This window comes from Shewanella sp. SP2S2-4 (genome assembly GCF_031932025.1).
GTDB classification, from domain to species: Bacteria; Pseudomonadota; Gammaproteobacteria; order Enterobacterales; family Shewanellaceae; genus Shewanella; species Shewanella baltica.
The window spans coordinates 147,160-162,424 of sequence record NZ_JAUOER010000011.1 but is presented as its reverse complement, the minus strand read 5'-3'; the positions used below and the strand labels follow the sequence as shown (position 1 = coordinate 162,424).

Sequence of the window (15,265 nt, the reverse complement as noted above, 5' to 3'; positions counted from 1 at the left end):
TAAGAGAACTTGAGTACCACACTGAGCGCCGAACGCTTCCAGTTGGCTAGGGCTGCGTATTCTACGCATTTCCCGTTTCGCGTCAAGGAGTATTTTCAACTTCTTGCTGGATTGAATTAAATGCTTAAAAGCGACTCAATTCAACCTAACTCGTCAGCTTGCTTTCGCTGTCTGCCGTGTCAGTGGATGCGCATTATAGGGAGCAGGAGATTTTGTGCAACCCCTATTTCAAGGAAATTTGCAGTTAATTCTAATTATCTAATCTAGCCACACTATACCCACCACTTACCCCCAAAGTTATCCACACACAGCTCATTTTAGACTCAGTTTCAACTTAAAATGAGGTTTGATGAGCCTCTATTACTACGAATAAAGCATGGAGATTCCGTTGATTCTCGAGACTAGAGGTGGATTCTTGATGCAGCTTGTTCTAATAAATGGGCGAACGACAGATTAAAGAAACTCTTTGCCGAATTAATCAGAAATACAGGTTGTATTGCACAAAGCTGATATTGGCCACTTGTTAGTTATGAGCTTATCTATTAAAGCTAAGTTGATTCATCAAAGACGTCATGCACATTATGAGCGGCATGTTCGCTTACCTATATTTAGTGACAATAATTTTGAAGCAAAAAAATACCCGCCAGTGGCGGGTATTTTCTTATTTAGCTATGGCGTTAAACGCTGAGCTTATTCTTCTACTGGCGAGACCACGAACAGTAAGTCACCTTGAGACACTTGCTGACCATTGCTGTTCAGGATGCGCTCGATGCGATACTTCTTATCCTCAGGGTACAAAATCGCACTCTGACGGTTAAAGCCGGCTAAGGTCACTTGCGAGAACATCTTCATCGCTTCTGTGAGTGCTAGCGTTTGATCGACGGTAACTATGTCACCTTCTTTCACAAAATCCGCTTCACCCGGTGCAGAAGAGGTATAGAAGATACCTGCGCCTTGGGCTAACACTTTCAGTTCGTTACTTTCACCAACGCGCAGTGACTCAGTGTCCACTTCCACAGTTTCAGCGGCGGCTTCCATTTCAGCGATCAACGCAGGAATGTCCAGCTCAGCCATTAAACGTGGCAGATAGTTAGTATCGTAAACACCTTCGTTGAAGGTACCGTCTTTCAGAATAAGCTTGAGTAACGGAATGTTAGTCGCGATGCCTTTCAGCACTACGCTGTCTAAGTATTCGTACAGTTTGGCAATCACATCCTCACGGTTTTCACCGCGCATGATGATTTGCGCAATCAAGCTATCGTAGTATGGCGATACTTCTTTACCTGGCGCTGCAATCGAAATGATTTCCACATCTGGATGCTCAGGGAAGACACATTCAGTGATCTTGCCCGGATTTGGGATCAACTGCAGTATGCCATGGCTATCGAGCGCCGCTTTCTCAGCGGTTACACGTACTTCCATCGCATAACCAATTTCTTTAGGCTCTAATGCTTCAATTGAACGGCCAGCGGCAATATCAAACTGCGCACTAACGATATCAATACCTGAAGTCGCTTCCGTGACTGGATGCTCAACCTGCAGACGCGTGTTCATCTCCATGAAGTACACTTCGTTGGCATCTAAGTTATAGATAAACTCAACGGTACCTGCGCCCATGTAATCGGTCGCGTCCCCTAAGGCACGAGTATAAGCCAGCACTTGTCGCTTCAGCTCATCTGGCAACATAGTTGAACCAGATTCTTCGACTACTTTTTGGTTATTACGTTGAACCGAACAGTCACGCAAACCTAATACTTTCGCGTTACCGAACTTATCACGCAGTAACTGCACTTCGATGTGACGCAGTGATGTCACATATTTCTCTAAGTACAAGTCACCGTTACCAAAGGCAGCTGCCGCTTCGGTTGCGGTTTTTTGGAATAGACCAATCATGTCTTCAGGACGTTTCACAACCTGAATACCTTTACCGCCACCACCTTGTACCGCTTTAAGCAGTACTGGATAGCCAATCTCGCTCGCCACGTTAACGGCTTGCTCTGCATTGGTCAGAATACCGTGAGAACCTGGCACTACAGGTACATTTTGCGCTTGCGATGTCTTAATTGCGTTCGACTTGTTACCCATAGTCGTCATTGAATGCACGCTAGGACCGACGAAGTTAACACCGTTATTCACACACAGTGCAGCAAACTGCGGGCTTTCTGATAGGAAACCGATACCAGGGTGTAATGCATCCACTTGCTCATACTCGGCCACTTTCAGCACTGAGTAAGCATTCAAGTAACTTTCATCCGAGGTGTTACCACCGAGACAAACTAACTTGTCAGAATCTTTGAGCATGTCCGCTGGCACTGATGTCATATCAGGATCCGACGCCACTAATACCACATTGATATTATTGTCATGCGCCTTACGGATCAATTTCACCGCAGTACAACCACGGGCGTGAACCAATACTTTGTTAATTGGCTTCATTAACTGGCGTGGATCGTTCTGCACGATCACTTCTTCTTCAACAGTTGCTTCAACCACTAAGGTCGACAGTGCATTGATGATCACGTCGTTAATTTTTGCCGAAGGCATTGGCATCAGAGGATCGATACCTGCTAACTGAGAGTCTAAATTGTCGCTGAATGGGTTATGGACTAAGCCCGCCATTGCGCCAGGTACTTTTGACAAGTAGTTAGACAAGGTTGCCGTTGATGGCAAGTAAGCTGGCACTACCATTTGACCTGCGAATGGCATGTTAGTGCCAGACAGGTAGTAAGTTTGCACTAATGGGTGAGTCACAAAACTCGCCTGCGCACCACCAGTACAGTCACCAAAGCCAAACATCAGTACAGGCAATTCGTTATCACGAATAAAGCGCGTGATGCGGTCGTTCACCACAGCCATAGAGAATAGTGCCGCAGCACCTTCTTTAGTCTGCATCCCGCCAGAACTGATAAAGCACACAACGGGTAATTTACGCTTAGCACACTCGATCAACAGCGCTGAGAATTTCTCGGCACTGGCCATATCGAATGCACCGGCTTGGAATGCGGTGTTAGACACAGCCACACCCACACGCACTTTTTGACCTTTTTCTTTAAAGTCAGCAATACCTGTGATCAAACCACATGGGCGAATGCCTTTATCTAACGCGTCTTCAATCGATAAACGGAAGCCCGGGAAGTTGAGCAAGTTAGCCGACATCTTGTCGCCATTGATCTCTTCGAAATGGGTAAAGAACTGCTTAACCACATTTTCCCAAGTCATGTTGCCTTTACGTTTTTCGTCACGCAGCACTTTTTGGATCAATAAATCCTGATAACCCATGGTCAAGCGGTTCCAGAAGTCCTTACGACGACCGATACGCACAGGGTTGATCGCGCCAGTGTACTTGCTGGTATCGCTTTCGCTATCGAAATACTCAGGCAGTAGACGTTCGAAGAAGTAAGTCAGTACCACGAATAGACTGTCGTTAAGTTGAGGGAAACCCACACTCTTCCACTGCTCTACGCGGACTAATAAATCGGCACGGTTCGATTGACCCATGAAGTATTTTAGCCACTTGTAGAACTTAGCTTTGTCGTTCGAGGTATCTTGTGTCGACATTGCATGGTCAATTGACTTGTGCAGCAAGTTGTTCACTGAATTACGCGACAAACTCTTCGACATCATGGCTTCTTTCGCGATTGACGCTAAGCTACCAACAACGTTGTCGTACAAGGCATTGAAGATCAGAATGTTATGGCATTGCCAAATAAAGTCTTCACGCAGCTCTTCATTCACAACCACATCGAGTACGGTCAGCTGATTCAGCTCAGGCCATTTAGCTTGAGTTACAGACTTTGGCAAACTTTCTAAGTGCTGAATCAGCCCTTTGAAGTTGTTGGCCGCATTACTCTTCCAGCGGTGATACAAAGACCAGCTGATGTTAAATAACAGCGCCTTACGTGCTTTCTTATAGTTCTCTTTTGGTTCACCCAAAATCAAACGAGTCAACATGTTACGCTCGGTAGACACTTCATCACGCTTAGCGACAAAAGTAGTCCACAATTTATTCAGTTCTTCGTCATAAACCAGTTTATCTGGGTTAGATAACCAAGCTTGGAACACACGATCTTGTTCCTGTTGGATACGCGCCAACAAATCACCTTCTGGCACACTAGCACGTGACAGACGACCGTATTGCTCTTGAGAAATCGAATGGATACGGCTACGCAGCGTTAAATAACGCAAATAACGATAAGCACTACCAAACAGATTGTGGTGACTGGTTGGGCTCGTTGCCACAGCCAATTCGGCGTTCAGTTCCAAAGCCATCAAGTTTTTAGATGGATTTAGGAAACGAGTTAAGCTGCGGTCATAATGCTCACGTAAATCTTTAGATTCACGCACAAAATTCATCGCTGCACGCTCAACCGCTTCTACGCTGCTAATAATAGCGCGGCGCAAATTGTGCTGACGCTCATCACGGTCACCCGGTGAAAAGTCGATGATACCGTCGATACAGCCTGAGGTATAAAGCTCTTCTGGTGATACACCCACAGATTTCGCACATTCTTGCCAAGATAAGTTGTACTTACGGGCAATACTTTGCAGACCTTGTGGCTGGATCGTGTTGAAAATACCGTCACGCAACGACAACAGAATGTTCGCCGCCGCTAATGGAATCGCACCACCAGAATAACCGGCACCGATCACAATACCGACTGTCGGTACGTCAACGTTGGCGCTTTCTGCGATAGCTTTAGAAATTGAATGCGCTTGGTTTTGGCTGTTAGCGATTTCGCCAGCATCAGCTCCAGGAGTATCAATTAAATAGATAATAGGCATAGACAATTCGGCAAAATGACGAATTGCTTTACAGGCGGCGTAATGATGCTCAGGCATCCAAGCACCGTTTGCGGTAGTGCGTTCTTGGGCGATAAAGCCAATACGACGAGTGCGTGAACCAAAGTTCAGCTCGACCTCAGCACTGTAAAAAGAGCCCAAGTGAGTTTCAGTAATCAAGCGACCTTTAAGATCGGCAATGATACGTTTTGCACCAGGACGACCTTTATCTTGGGTCGGCTGGATCACTTTAGTAACGTAACCGTCGACATCTAACGATGCCAAGTCTTTCAAGTTTGCCTGAATGGCATCCTCATTTAAAAGACCTTTAATTTCTTCCGATAAACTCTGCTTACTGTGCTTAGGAAACAGAGAAAAATCCTTTGCCAAATGCTCGGCTTGTAAAAAAAGCGGATCGGGCGTTTGGGCTTGAGTCATGTGTGTGGGCTGATTATTGCTGGTCATCAAAAGATCCTCTGCTTAGCCTCTGAAAATTTTTAGCCAATAAATATAACTTTGTTATCCCGTCAAATGCCATTAAACTGCATAAGACGCTATGTTCCAAATATGAGACAGTGGGAAAAACATGCCAGATTTAAACGGTATGATGCTATTTGCAGCCGTAGTTAGAGCTAAGGGATTCTCCCAAGCTGCACGTGAAACCGGCCACCCAAAATCCACCATAAGTCGCAAAATCGCGCAGCTTGAAGAACAACTTGGCGTGCGATTGCTACAGCGCGACACCCGTAACTTGAGTCTGACCCAAGTCGGGGCACTCTTTTACCAACACTGTGATTCCATTCGCAATGAGGTGGAAGCGGCCAAGGCTGTTATCGAGAATACTCACGATGATGTGTCAGGATCATTACGGATTGCGATCCCTGTGTCATTTAGCCAAGAATTAATCGCTAATCTCTGTAGCGGATTTATGCGTTTATATCCCAATGTTGAATTAGATGTCCAGTTTACCGACAACGATATTGGTTTGGTCGGCGAAGGATATGACATAGCCATCAAATATGGCCCACTTCAATCATCGGACTTAGTCGCACGATTACTGTTTGAACGCCAACCGATTTTAGTCGCAAGCCCAGGTTACTTAAAACTCAAAGGCACGCCCGCAACGCCAAAAGAACTCAGCCTGCACAGTGGTATTTTATTGGGGACTTCTCGCTCGGCGCCGATTTGGCCACTGGGTAAAGGTTCACGTAAAACTATGGCGAACTTCCAGCGTAAAGTGCGGGTCAACAGCCCTATCATGGTGAAGCAATTAGCCATGGATGATTTTGGCATCGCCATGCTATCCAATTCGGCCTGTAAGACCGAACTAGCCAATGGACAGCTAGTACCGATTTTACAGGAATGGCCAATTGAACCCTTTAAGGTTTACGGGGTTTATTCGAGTCGACGCCAACTGGCCACCAACATCAGCGTCTTCTTAGACTTCTTCGTAAAACGCTTTAGCAGCCAAGAAAGTCTGCAATCCCTCATGGGCTAAGGAATTACGTGTTCCAGTTTTAACACTTCTTTAGTAATGGCTTGACGCAATGGCAAACCTGCGGCGTCGGGTATATCCATATTCATTGCAAAAAACCACACATTATCATCGAGTTCTACCCAACCCACCCACCAGCCAATACTTGGCTCAGCTCTGACCGCATAGCCGGTTTTTGCGCGAATAATATAGTCAGAATTCGCCTCAGTGAGCATGGCCTGCTTAACGATTCGTTGACTGCGCTCTGAGGCATGGATCTTGTTGTGATAAAGCCGACGCAGGAAATCAATTTGCTCAGTGGCCGAAATCCGAATACCGCCATCGAGCCAAAAGCTATCTAAGTTACCCGAGATATCCTCATTGCCATAATCGAAGGAGGCGATCATCTTCGACATCCGCGCCTCACCAATTTGGCGGGCAAACTCTTGATAGACGGGCACAACCGAATACTTCATCCCAGTAATCAAGTTATGATCACGATTCCAAGTGGCGATATCACGACTTTTACCATCCCATTTAAACACTTGGTGCTCATCCTTCACCACACCCAACTCGAGCGCAATCAAGCTATTGGGGATTTTAAAGGTCGATGCCGGTAAAAAACCTTGATTGGCACGTTTAAGATTGTTGGTATATCCCTGTTGCTTGTTTTCGTTCCACAGCACCACCACGCCCGAGGCTTGTTGGGACTTAGTTTTTTGCGGTTTAGCTTGTTGTTGCTTAGCTAGTTGCGGTTCAACTTGGTGCTGAGTAAAAATGGCATCCCAACTGCGGGTTTCTTGCCACTCCGTCTTCGCCGCTGTTGAGGCAAAAGCTGGGGCAGCAAAGATTGACGACGCTAACAGTGAGGACATCACCAACACAGTCGATATGGCGAACGAACGCATAAAGTCTCCTTGTAGAAAACAAAAAATCCAATGAACTAAAAAAGTGATTAAGGCTATCACTTAGCGTGTTTGCATGCCCTAGCAAACTGCTGACCAATTGTGGCAAAAAAGAGGCAAGTAAGTTCTGCCATAGAAGGACTGATGCCAGCTCCGCCGCCTTTGAAATAGAAGATGTTGAGATAGAAGATATTGGCATAAGATGACGAAGATCACTGAGCATAACTTTATTACCCTCAGCTTGTAGTGCATACTTTTTGGCATAAGAGCCTTCCAGTGGACGAGATGAACATCATTTCCAATCAATAAGGTCTAGTCACTACAGGGAAATCAAAAATGTTGAAGCCAGTATTGAAGCCAGTGTTAACGCTAATCCTCGCCAGTAGCTTGCTCAATACGGCCAGTGCTGTGCAGCTATTGGGTGATGTTGAAGTTTCCCGCCTTCCAACAGCCGAAACAACCATGGGCGAAGTCGTGACTCGTTATCAAGCACTCGATGATGGCCTGACCCAGCAGTTAAGTTCCAAGAAAAACGAAGTCGATGCCACCCAATTAGCCGCGCGCCAAGGTCACAGATTATGGCAACAGGCAGTACGCGATGTGCAGTCCGGTCATGTTGACGACCGACCTTTATATTGGGCGCGCCTTGCCATGCTTAATAGTCTTAAGAGCACCAGCGCCAACTTTAAAATGGCCGATTGGCAAAATGACATATTAATGAGTGCAGTTGAAAAGGCCTCACGGGGATTTAGCGATATTCAATATGCTGATGATGTTCAAATCAAAATATTCCTCACGGGTTTCGATCCCTTCTTCCTCGATAAAGATATCACCCAGAGTAATCCTTCCGGCTTAGTCGCCCTCGCCTTGGATGGTTTCCGCTTTGATGTAAATGGCAAAACGGCGCAAATCGAAACTGCTATGGTGCCAGTGCGTTTTGAGGATTTTGACCAAGGACTTATCGAATCGCTACTGAGCCCGATATACCGCGATCCTAAAACCAAATTTGTATTTACCGTCAGCATGGGCCGAACTGACTTTGATATTGAACGCTTCCCTGCCCGAAATCGCAGTGCCGCGGCGCCCGATAACCAAAACGTCCTCACTGGCGGCACTAAAACCGCACCGGTTGCCCCCAAGCTCAATGGCAAAGATTTTATCGGCCCGCAATTTGTCGAATTCTCGCTGCCTGTTGCCGCCATGCAAGTAAAAGATGGCCAATGGAAAGTCAACGATAACCACACTGTCACTACCCTTGCTCGCGGTGAGTTTAGTGCAACATCATTGAATGAGCTGCAAAACGAAACGTCGGTCGAAGGCTCTGGCGGCGGTTATCTTTCTAATGAAATTTCCTATCGCGCCATAGTGTTGCAGCAAAAGTTCAATAGCCATGCGAAAGTCGGCCACATTCACACCCCAAGAGTCAAAGGCTATGACGCCGATACAGAGCAAGCCATAGTCGAACAAGTGCGCACTATGGTGATGCAAGCGGCGGCGAGTTTATAACCAAGCCACACTGGCTGAAACTGGCATTGTCAGATAGCGTTCGCTATGATGCGAACGCTTGGCCTGACTCTTATTTCAAGCGTTGATTTGGAAGGCTGAGTATAAGAGCGGATAACAAGAACAAGCGTTCGAACGCAGAAGCCAAGCGCCATACTTAGGATTGGCTTCAATAGCTGATGCTTCATAACTAAATGAGTGTTAAGCACTCAATGTTTACCTTTAACCGACGAGATCCAACGCTAACCCTATGTTGAAACCTGCAGACTTACTCAATGCTTTACGTCGTCGCAGCAGTGAAGCACTCGCCCCACTGACAAAATCGACATACGCAGCCTTAGGCCAAAGCCAAGATAAGTCGCAGCTGATAACGAGTCCACCAGTACAAGATCCGGCTCAGGCGCATATTTTCACCGGTTCATCACGCCCACTCTCATCACTGCAAATACAAGTACTAGAGCGAATTGAAGCTTGTTATCAAGAAGCGGAGATATCGCTTAAGCGCGCTTTCCCGCGCCCAGTTACACAATTTAGTCTCAGGGGAAAGAGCGCGGGTACGGCTCATCTGCAGCAGAATCGTTTGCGATTCAATCCGGTGTTGCTACGCGAAAACAGCGAAGCTTTTCTAACTGAAGTTGTACCGCACGAAATTTGTCATTTACTGTGTTTTCAGCTTTTTGGTAAAACCAAGCCCCACGGTAAAGAATGGCAATCTTTGATGTTAACGGTATTTAAGGTTAACCCGAGTACCACCCACAGCTTCAATACCACTTCTGTGGCAGGTCGCGACGTGGAGTATCGCTGCGCCTGTGGACCGATTCGGTTAAGTATTCGCCGCCATAACAAGGTGCTACGCGGTGAAAGCCGTTATATCTGTAAACGCTGTAAGACCCATGTAACGGCGATCTAAGCACTCTTCGCGCACAATCCTCACATCCACTCCACAATTCGAATTTCAGCATTTGGGAATTGCGTGAGTAAAAAGTACGACGCAATTTGCATAAGCAGCGGCATTTCCCTTACCATCACGCCATAAAAGACGAGCCAAAGGCTCGCGTAGTGTTTGTTATTTTGGGATAAATTTTGAACAAAACTTCTTTAACCGTTAATTCGCGGCGACTTTTGTTGTGCCTAATCACTTGGGCCGCGACCTCATCTGTGCCCGCTAGCGCCTCAGTGTCACACCCCAGCAGTTTCAGCCAAGCGAAAACTAAGTCGCAGGCGCTCTACGCCGGAAGTCGCCAAGGTACTCTACCCGCCACCAGTTTTTACTGTGGCTGCGATATTCAGATCAAAGGCAAATCGTGGAAACCCGATCTCGCCAGCTGCGGTTATCAAGTCCGTAAACAGGAAACCCGCGCCAATCGTATCGAGTGGGAACACATAGTGCCCGCCTGGGAATTTGGCCATCAGCTCCAATGCTGGCAAAAGGGCGGGCGTAAAAACTGCGCCGATAACAGTAACGAATTTAATAAGATGGAAGCGGACATGCACAACTTAGTGCCCGCCATCGGTGAAGTGAACGGCGATCGCAGTAACTTCCGTTTTAGCCAATGGAACGGTAAAGCCGACCAATATGGCCAATGCGCTATGGTGGTCGATTTTAAGAATCGTCAGGCGCAGCCGCCCGTAAACGCTCGCGGTAAGATAGCCAGAACCTACCTCTATATGCAGCAGACCTATGGGCTTAAAATCGCGTCGAGCCAATTAAAATTGTTTAAGGCATGGGATAAAACCTATCCAGTTGATACTATTGAGTGCAAACGCGATAACGCTATAGCGCAAACTCAAGGCAACCATAATCCCTTTGTGCAGAATGCCTGTAATGCGCCACCACTGCGTCAACAATTAGCCGAGTAAGGTCGACAATGAGAGTCCCAAGAATTTATCAACCTCAACCATTAGCCATCAATCAACAGTTGAACTTAGACGAAGATGGCGCAGCCCATATCGGCAAAGTGCTGCGCATGGGTAACGGCGAACATATTAGCCTATTCAATGGCGATGGCCATGATTATCTTGCTGAAATTGTCGATGCAGGTAAGAAGCATGTCACAGTAAAACTGCTTTCCTGTGAGGCCAATTTATCTGAGTCGCCACTCAACTTGCACTTAGGCCAAGTGATTTCCCGTGGCGATAGAATGGAATTCACCATTCAAAAATCGGTCGAGCTGGGTGTGAATACCATTACGCCGCTGTTTTCCGATCGCTGCGGTGTAAAGCTTAATGGCGAACGCCTAGAGAAAAAAATTCAGCAATGGCAGAAAATCGTTGTAAGCGCCTGTGAACAATCGGGCCGCAGCCAAGTGCCTGTGGTTCGCCCAGCGATGGACTTACACGATTGGTGCAGTGAGCCAACCTCGGCACTGAAACTCAATTTACATCCACGTGCCGCACACGGCATCAATGGCTTAGATTTAGCGCACACCCGCGTGCGCCTGTTAATTGGCCCAGAAGGTGGTTTGTCGGCGGAAGAAATCGCCATGACAGAAACCTATCAATTTACCGATGTGTTGCTTGGCCCTAGAGTGCTTCGCACTGAAACCGCCTCGCTCACGGCCATTACGGCGCTGCAACTCAGATTTGGTGATTTAGGCTAAACCGCAGCCGCAAGCTGCGCTGGCATGACAGACCCCATTATCCAATAAATGCTTTTTTGCCTGCAAACGGCGACAAATAAGGAACAGATTAATGATAAAACTCGGCATAGTGATGGACCCCATCAGTGAGATCAACATTAAGAAAGACTCCAGTTTTGCCATGTTAATGGCCGCGCAGGACAGAGGTTATCAACTGTTTTATATGGAAATGGCCGATCTTGCCATGGTCAACGGCGTGGCGATGGCCAATATGCGTCCGTTAACTGTTATCAATGATGCGAGCAAATGGTATGAGCTAGGCGAATCTCAAGACACGCCAATGAGCGAACTCGACGTGATCTTAATGCGTAAAGACCCGCCATTCGATACTGAGTTCATCTACGCCACTTACATGCTTGAGCGCGCCGAAGAACAAGGCGTGTTAATCGTCAACAAGCCACAAAGCCTACGCGATGCTAACGAAAAGCTGTTCACCGCATGGTTTAGCGAATTCACCCCAGAAACGATCGTGACCCGTGATGCCAAACGTATCCGCGCTTTCCACCAAGCTAAGGGCGATATCATTCTCAAGCCTTTAGATGGCATGGGCGGCACCTCGATTTTCCGCGTGAAGCAGGATGACCCTAACCTTGGGGTGATCATCGAGACCTTGACCAGCTATGGCCAACAATATGCGATGGCGCAAGCCTTTATCCCTGAAATTACCAAAGGCGATAAACGCATTTTAGTGGTCGATGGCGAGCCTGTACCTTACGCGCTGGCACGTATCCCAATGAAAGGTGAAACCCGTGGCAACTTAGCCGCCGGCGGTAGCGGTGTGGCGCAGCCTTTATCCGACAGCGATTGGGCGATTGCCCGCGCTATTGGCCCTGAGCTTAAAAAACGTGGACTGATTTTTGTCGGGTTAGACGTGATTGGTGACAAGCTGACTGAGATCAATGTGACGAGCCCAACCTGTATCCGTGAAATCCAAGCGGCATTTGATGTCGACATCACGGGCATGTTAATGGATGCTATCGAAGCACGCATTAACGCCAAAGCATAAGAATTTACCAACGAGTTTGTTGATTGTAAGGCGCGAGCAAATCGCGAGCGCCGAACCACTTCTAGGGATGTGATATGAGTTTCACCAAAGCGCCACTCTTGTTACTCGGCATCAGTTTGCTGTTATCTACGCCAGTTTGGGCAGATGAAACGGGTCCAACGAAAGCGCCATCGCGACCGAAAAACATCGTCATCATGATAGGTGATGGTATGGGGCCGTCTTACACTAGCGCCTACCGCTATTACAAAGATAATCCTGACACCGAAGAAGTCGAGCAAACCGTATTTGACCGTTTACTGGTGGGCATGGCGAGTACCTATCCCGCGAGCGTCAGTGGTTATGTGACTGACTCAGCCGCGGCCGCGACAGCCCTAGCCACAGGGGTTAAATCGTATAATGGGGCGATTTCGGTCGATACCCAAAAGCAACCACTGCCGACCATACTCGAAAAAGCCAAATCCCTTGGCCTCAGCACAGGTGTCGCGGTAACGTCGCAAATCAACCACGCCACGCCAGCCGCCTTTTTGGCACACAACGAGAGCCGTAAAAACTACGACGCTCTGGCACTCAGCTATTTAGAAACCAACGCCGATGTATTTTTAGGCGGTGGTCAAAAGTATTTCCCCCCAGCGCTGTTAGAGCAGTTCAAAGCCAAGGGCTATCAGCACATCAGCCGTTTTGAGGATCTCGCCAGCATCACCCAACCTAAAGTGTTGGGCCTGTTTGCTGAAGTCCAATTGCCTTGGGCAATTGATGAAAAAGATGCGAAAAAACTCAGTACCTTAACCCAAAAAGCACTCAGCTTGCTGTCGCAGAATGAGCAAGGGTTTGTGCTATTAGTCGAAGGGAGTCTCATCGACTGGGCGGGCCACAATAACGACATCGCCACTGCTATGGGTGAGATGGATGAATTCTCCAATGCCATTGAAGTAGTTGAGCAATTTGTGCGTGAACATCCCGATACCCTGATGGTGATCACCGCCGATCACAATACCGGTGGCCTATCGATTGGCGTCGATGGTAACTACAACTGGAACCCTGAAATCCTGCGTAATATCTCGGCAAGCACAGACACTTTGGCCTTAGCCGCCATCACTGGTGAGCAATGGCAAGCCGATCTCGCCCGTGGTTTAGGCTTTGAGCTTAGCGAAGAAGAAGTCGCCAAATTGAACGTCGCCAGAATGCAGGGATTAGAAACCATGGCGGTGGCGATTCGCCATGTTATTGATAAACGTACTGATACAGGTTGGACAACCGACGGTCACACAGGCACAGACGTACAAGTCTTTGCCGCAGGTCCGGCGTCTGAGCTGTTTAACGGCCATCAAGATAATACCGATATCGCCAATAAGATTTTTAGCTTATTACCTAAACCGAAGAAACCTAAAAGCTAAGCGTTAATCGATACCGTTCATTAAAGGTAATCACATAAGGCAACCGCATAATGCAGTTGCCTTTTTTATTGGGTCTTTTTATTAGGTCTTAGCGCAGGGATTCGATGCAAACTGGCTCAGGCGTGAATAACGGGTATAATGCCCACACTTAAGTTTATAGGTGCCAGTAACCGTGTTAACCAATCCATCGCAAGTCATTATTCGTAATCAAGACAGCCTAAGCCAACATAAAGTATTAGTGCTCAATCATGAAGCCGATCTACTGCCAAAAGCCCTGCTCGATGTCGCGGCATCGGTCGATGCACTCGCCTTGGATTACCACCATTACTTGCACTTAGCGCCGCACGCCAACTCAAAGCTGCGTTGCTATTTCGGCCATGACCTGCCGCACCAAGACCCGCTTGAACGAGAAAAGTACGATACGGTTATTGTTTATTTCCCCAAAGCCAAACCCTTAGCACCTTATTTGTTTAACCTCGCCGCCAATCATCTTGTGCCTAACGGCCAACTGTTAGTCGTTGGAGAAAACAAAGGCGGGATTAAGTCTTTAGTGAAGCTGTTGCCTGAGTATTTTGCGACTGGAATGAAGCTCGATAACGCTCGCCACTGCCTGTTATTTGGCAGCAGTTTGGAAAGTAGCGCACCAGCGATGAAGCTCAGCGACTGGGTCAGTCAGTATCAACTGACTACACCACAGGGCGAAATCAGTATCTGCAATTTAGTTGGGGTGTTTAGCGAAAAACGCTTAGATCTGGGTACTGAATTGTTACTGTCGCACCTGCCGACACTCTCGGGCCGAGTGCTCGATTTTGGTTGCGGCGCCGGCGTGATTACCGCTGCCCTACTCAAGGCACAGCCGAGCTTATCCTTAGAGTGTGTCGATATTAATGCGATGGCCTTGGCTTCCTGCGAACTCACCTTAGCCGCCAATGGCATGACGGCCAAAGTCTATCCTTCCGATGGACTGGCGCAAACCACGGGGAAATTTAACGGCATTATCTCTAATCCGCCGTTCCACGATGGCCTTGCAAGCACCACCAGCATAGCGCAGAACTTTGTCACTGATAGTGCCAAGCAATTACAACATAACGGTATTTGGCAAATTGTCGCCAACCGCCACTTGCCCTATTCCGATATCATTGCCGCCGAATTTGGCCAATTAAAAGTGGTTGCCGATAACAACAAGTACAAGCTGTATTACTTCCAACACAAGTAAAACTCTACAGATAACGCGCTTATGCTTTGGTTATAGGCGCGTTATTGACTACGCCTCATACTCACTCATGTCACTATCCCATTTTTTCAGATAAAGCTTATCTTTCCTCGTGTTACAAAACTCAATATTGTGATCTGCCGCATGTCAGCGATTCCCGTAAACACACTTCCATTTACCTCAAATTGCCGTTCCTAGCATAGGAATTTGATTTAAAACACCAAAATAATCGCTAAAGCGAAAGTTAGCATTAAGTTGCGACTTACACTGCGATTAGTAGGAATAAACCAGAGATAACACTGCCTATCCCATTAAATTTATTATAAAAAACTATTTACAAATCACCCCATAG

Annotated in this window: 10 protein-coding genes; 8 read left to right on the top strand and 2 right to left on the bottom strand. The window is 47.3% G+C overall.

Translation table 11 applies throughout. The features are described from left to right. Positions 1-690 precede the first annotated feature (690 nt). Entirely contained in the window at positions 691-5,244 is a 4,554-nt protein-coding gene (locus tag Q4Q54_RS11295; protein ID WP_012088323.1) for a biotin carboxylase N-terminal domain-containing protein, read from the bottom strand. A gap of 121 nt (positions 5,245-5,365) precedes the next feature. Between Q4Q54_RS11295 and Q4Q54_RS11290 the strand changes: the two genes are divergently transcribed. Next, complete coding sequence (locus Q4Q54_RS11290; RefSeq protein WP_006082994.1) at positions 5,366-6,277, top strand: LysR family transcriptional regulator; 912 nt, start codon at positions 5,366-5,368, stop codon at positions 6,275-6,277. Here Q4Q54_RS11290 and blaOXA read toward each other — a convergent pair. Beyond that, positions 6,274-7,161 carry an OXA-548 family class D beta-lactamase gene (blaOXA, locus tag Q4Q54_RS11285; RefSeq protein ID WP_311900893.1) on the bottom strand — a complete coding sequence of 296 codons (888 nt, stop codon included), beginning with the start codon at positions 7,159-7,161 and terminating at the stop codon, positions 6,274-6,276. The genes Q4Q54_RS11290 and blaOXA overlap by 4 nt on opposite strands. Before the next feature lie 333 nt (positions 7,162-7,494). On the opposite strand from blaOXA, the gene Q4Q54_RS11280 reads away from it, so the two are divergent. The 7 genes from Q4Q54_RS11280 to Q4Q54_RS11250 all read left to right on the top strand — a co-directional run bounded on the left by Q4Q54_RS11280 (position 7,495) and on the right by Q4Q54_RS11250 (position 14,916). Next, the gene (locus Q4Q54_RS11280) at positions 7,495-8,664 is read left to right on the top strand and encodes a hypothetical protein (protein WP_311988485.1); all 1,170 of its coding nucleotides are present in this window, start codon (positions 7,495-7,497) and stop codon (positions 8,662-8,664) included. Positions 8,665-8,911: 247 nt separating this feature from the next. Then, a complete protein-coding gene (locus Q4Q54_RS11275) occupies positions 8,912-9,571 on the top strand; it encodes a SprT family zinc-dependent metalloprotease (RefSeq protein ID WP_311988484.1) in 660 nt (219 codons plus the stop codon). Between the two features lie 173 nt (positions 9,572-9,744). Beyond that, on the top strand, positions 9,745-10,521 hold the full coding sequence (gene endA / locus Q4Q54_RS11270) for an endonuclease EndA (protein WP_006082998.1): 777 nt from the start codon (positions 9,745-9,747) through the stop codon (positions 10,519-10,521). 8 nt (positions 10,522-10,529) lie between these two features. Continuing rightward, positions 10,530-11,261 carry a 16S rRNA (uracil(1498)-N(3))-methyltransferase gene (gene rsmE / locus Q4Q54_RS11265; protein WP_006082999.1) on the top strand — a complete coding sequence of 244 codons (732 nt, stop codon included), beginning with the start codon at positions 10,530-10,532 and terminating at the stop codon, positions 11,259-11,261. Between the two features lie 91 nt (positions 11,262-11,352). Beyond that, positions 11,353-12,306: a glutathione synthase gene (gene gshB, locus Q4Q54_RS11260; RefSeq protein WP_063884004.1), complete on the top strand. Its 954-nt coding sequence runs from the start codon at positions 11,353-11,355 to the stop codon at positions 12,304-12,306. Positions 12,307-12,380: 74 nt separating this feature from the next. Continuing rightward, positions 12,381-13,700 (top strand): alkaline phosphatase, encoded by a 1,320-nt coding sequence (locus Q4Q54_RS11255; protein ID WP_311988483.1) that lies wholly within the window; start codon positions 12,381-12,383, stop codon positions 13,698-13,700. Between the two features lie 172 nt (positions 13,701-13,872). Further along, on the top strand, positions 13,873-14,916 hold the full coding sequence (locus tag Q4Q54_RS11250; RefSeq protein ID WP_311891541.1) for a methyltransferase: 1,044 nt from the start codon (positions 13,873-13,875) through the stop codon (positions 14,914-14,916). Positions 14,917-15,265 lie beyond the last annotated feature (349 nt).

Bases quoted from the DNA above. Each gene is read 5' to 3' on its own strand.
- Q4Q54_RS11295 (WP_012088323.1), bottom strand. From the start codon at position 5,244: ATGACCAGCAATAATCAGCCCACACACATGACTCAAGCCCAAACGCCC.
- Q4Q54_RS11290 (WP_006082994.1), top strand. From the start codon at position 5,366: ATGCCAGATTTAAACGGTATGATGCTATTTGCAGCCGTAGTTAGAGCT.
- blaOXA (WP_311900893.1), bottom strand. From the start codon at position 7,161: ATGCGTTCGTTCGCCATATCGACTGTGTTGGTGATGTCCTCACTGTTA.
- Q4Q54_RS11280 (WP_311988485.1), top strand. From the start codon at position 7,495: ATGTTGAAGCCAGTATTGAAGCCAGTGTTAACGCTAATCCTCGCCAGT.
- Q4Q54_RS11275 (WP_311988484.1), top strand. From the start codon at position 8,912: ATGTTGAAACCTGCAGACTTACTCAATGCTTTACGTCGTCGCAGCAGT.
- rsmE (WP_006082999.1), top strand. From the start codon at position 10,530: ATGAGAGTCCCAAGAATTTATCAACCTCAACCATTAGCCATCAATCAA.
- gshB (WP_063884004.1), top strand. From the start codon at position 11,353: ATGATAAAACTCGGCATAGTGATGGACCCCATCAGTGAGATCAACATT.
- Q4Q54_RS11255 (WP_311988483.1), top strand. From the start codon at position 12,381: ATGAGTTTCACCAAAGCGCCACTCTTGTTACTCGGCATCAGTTTGCTG.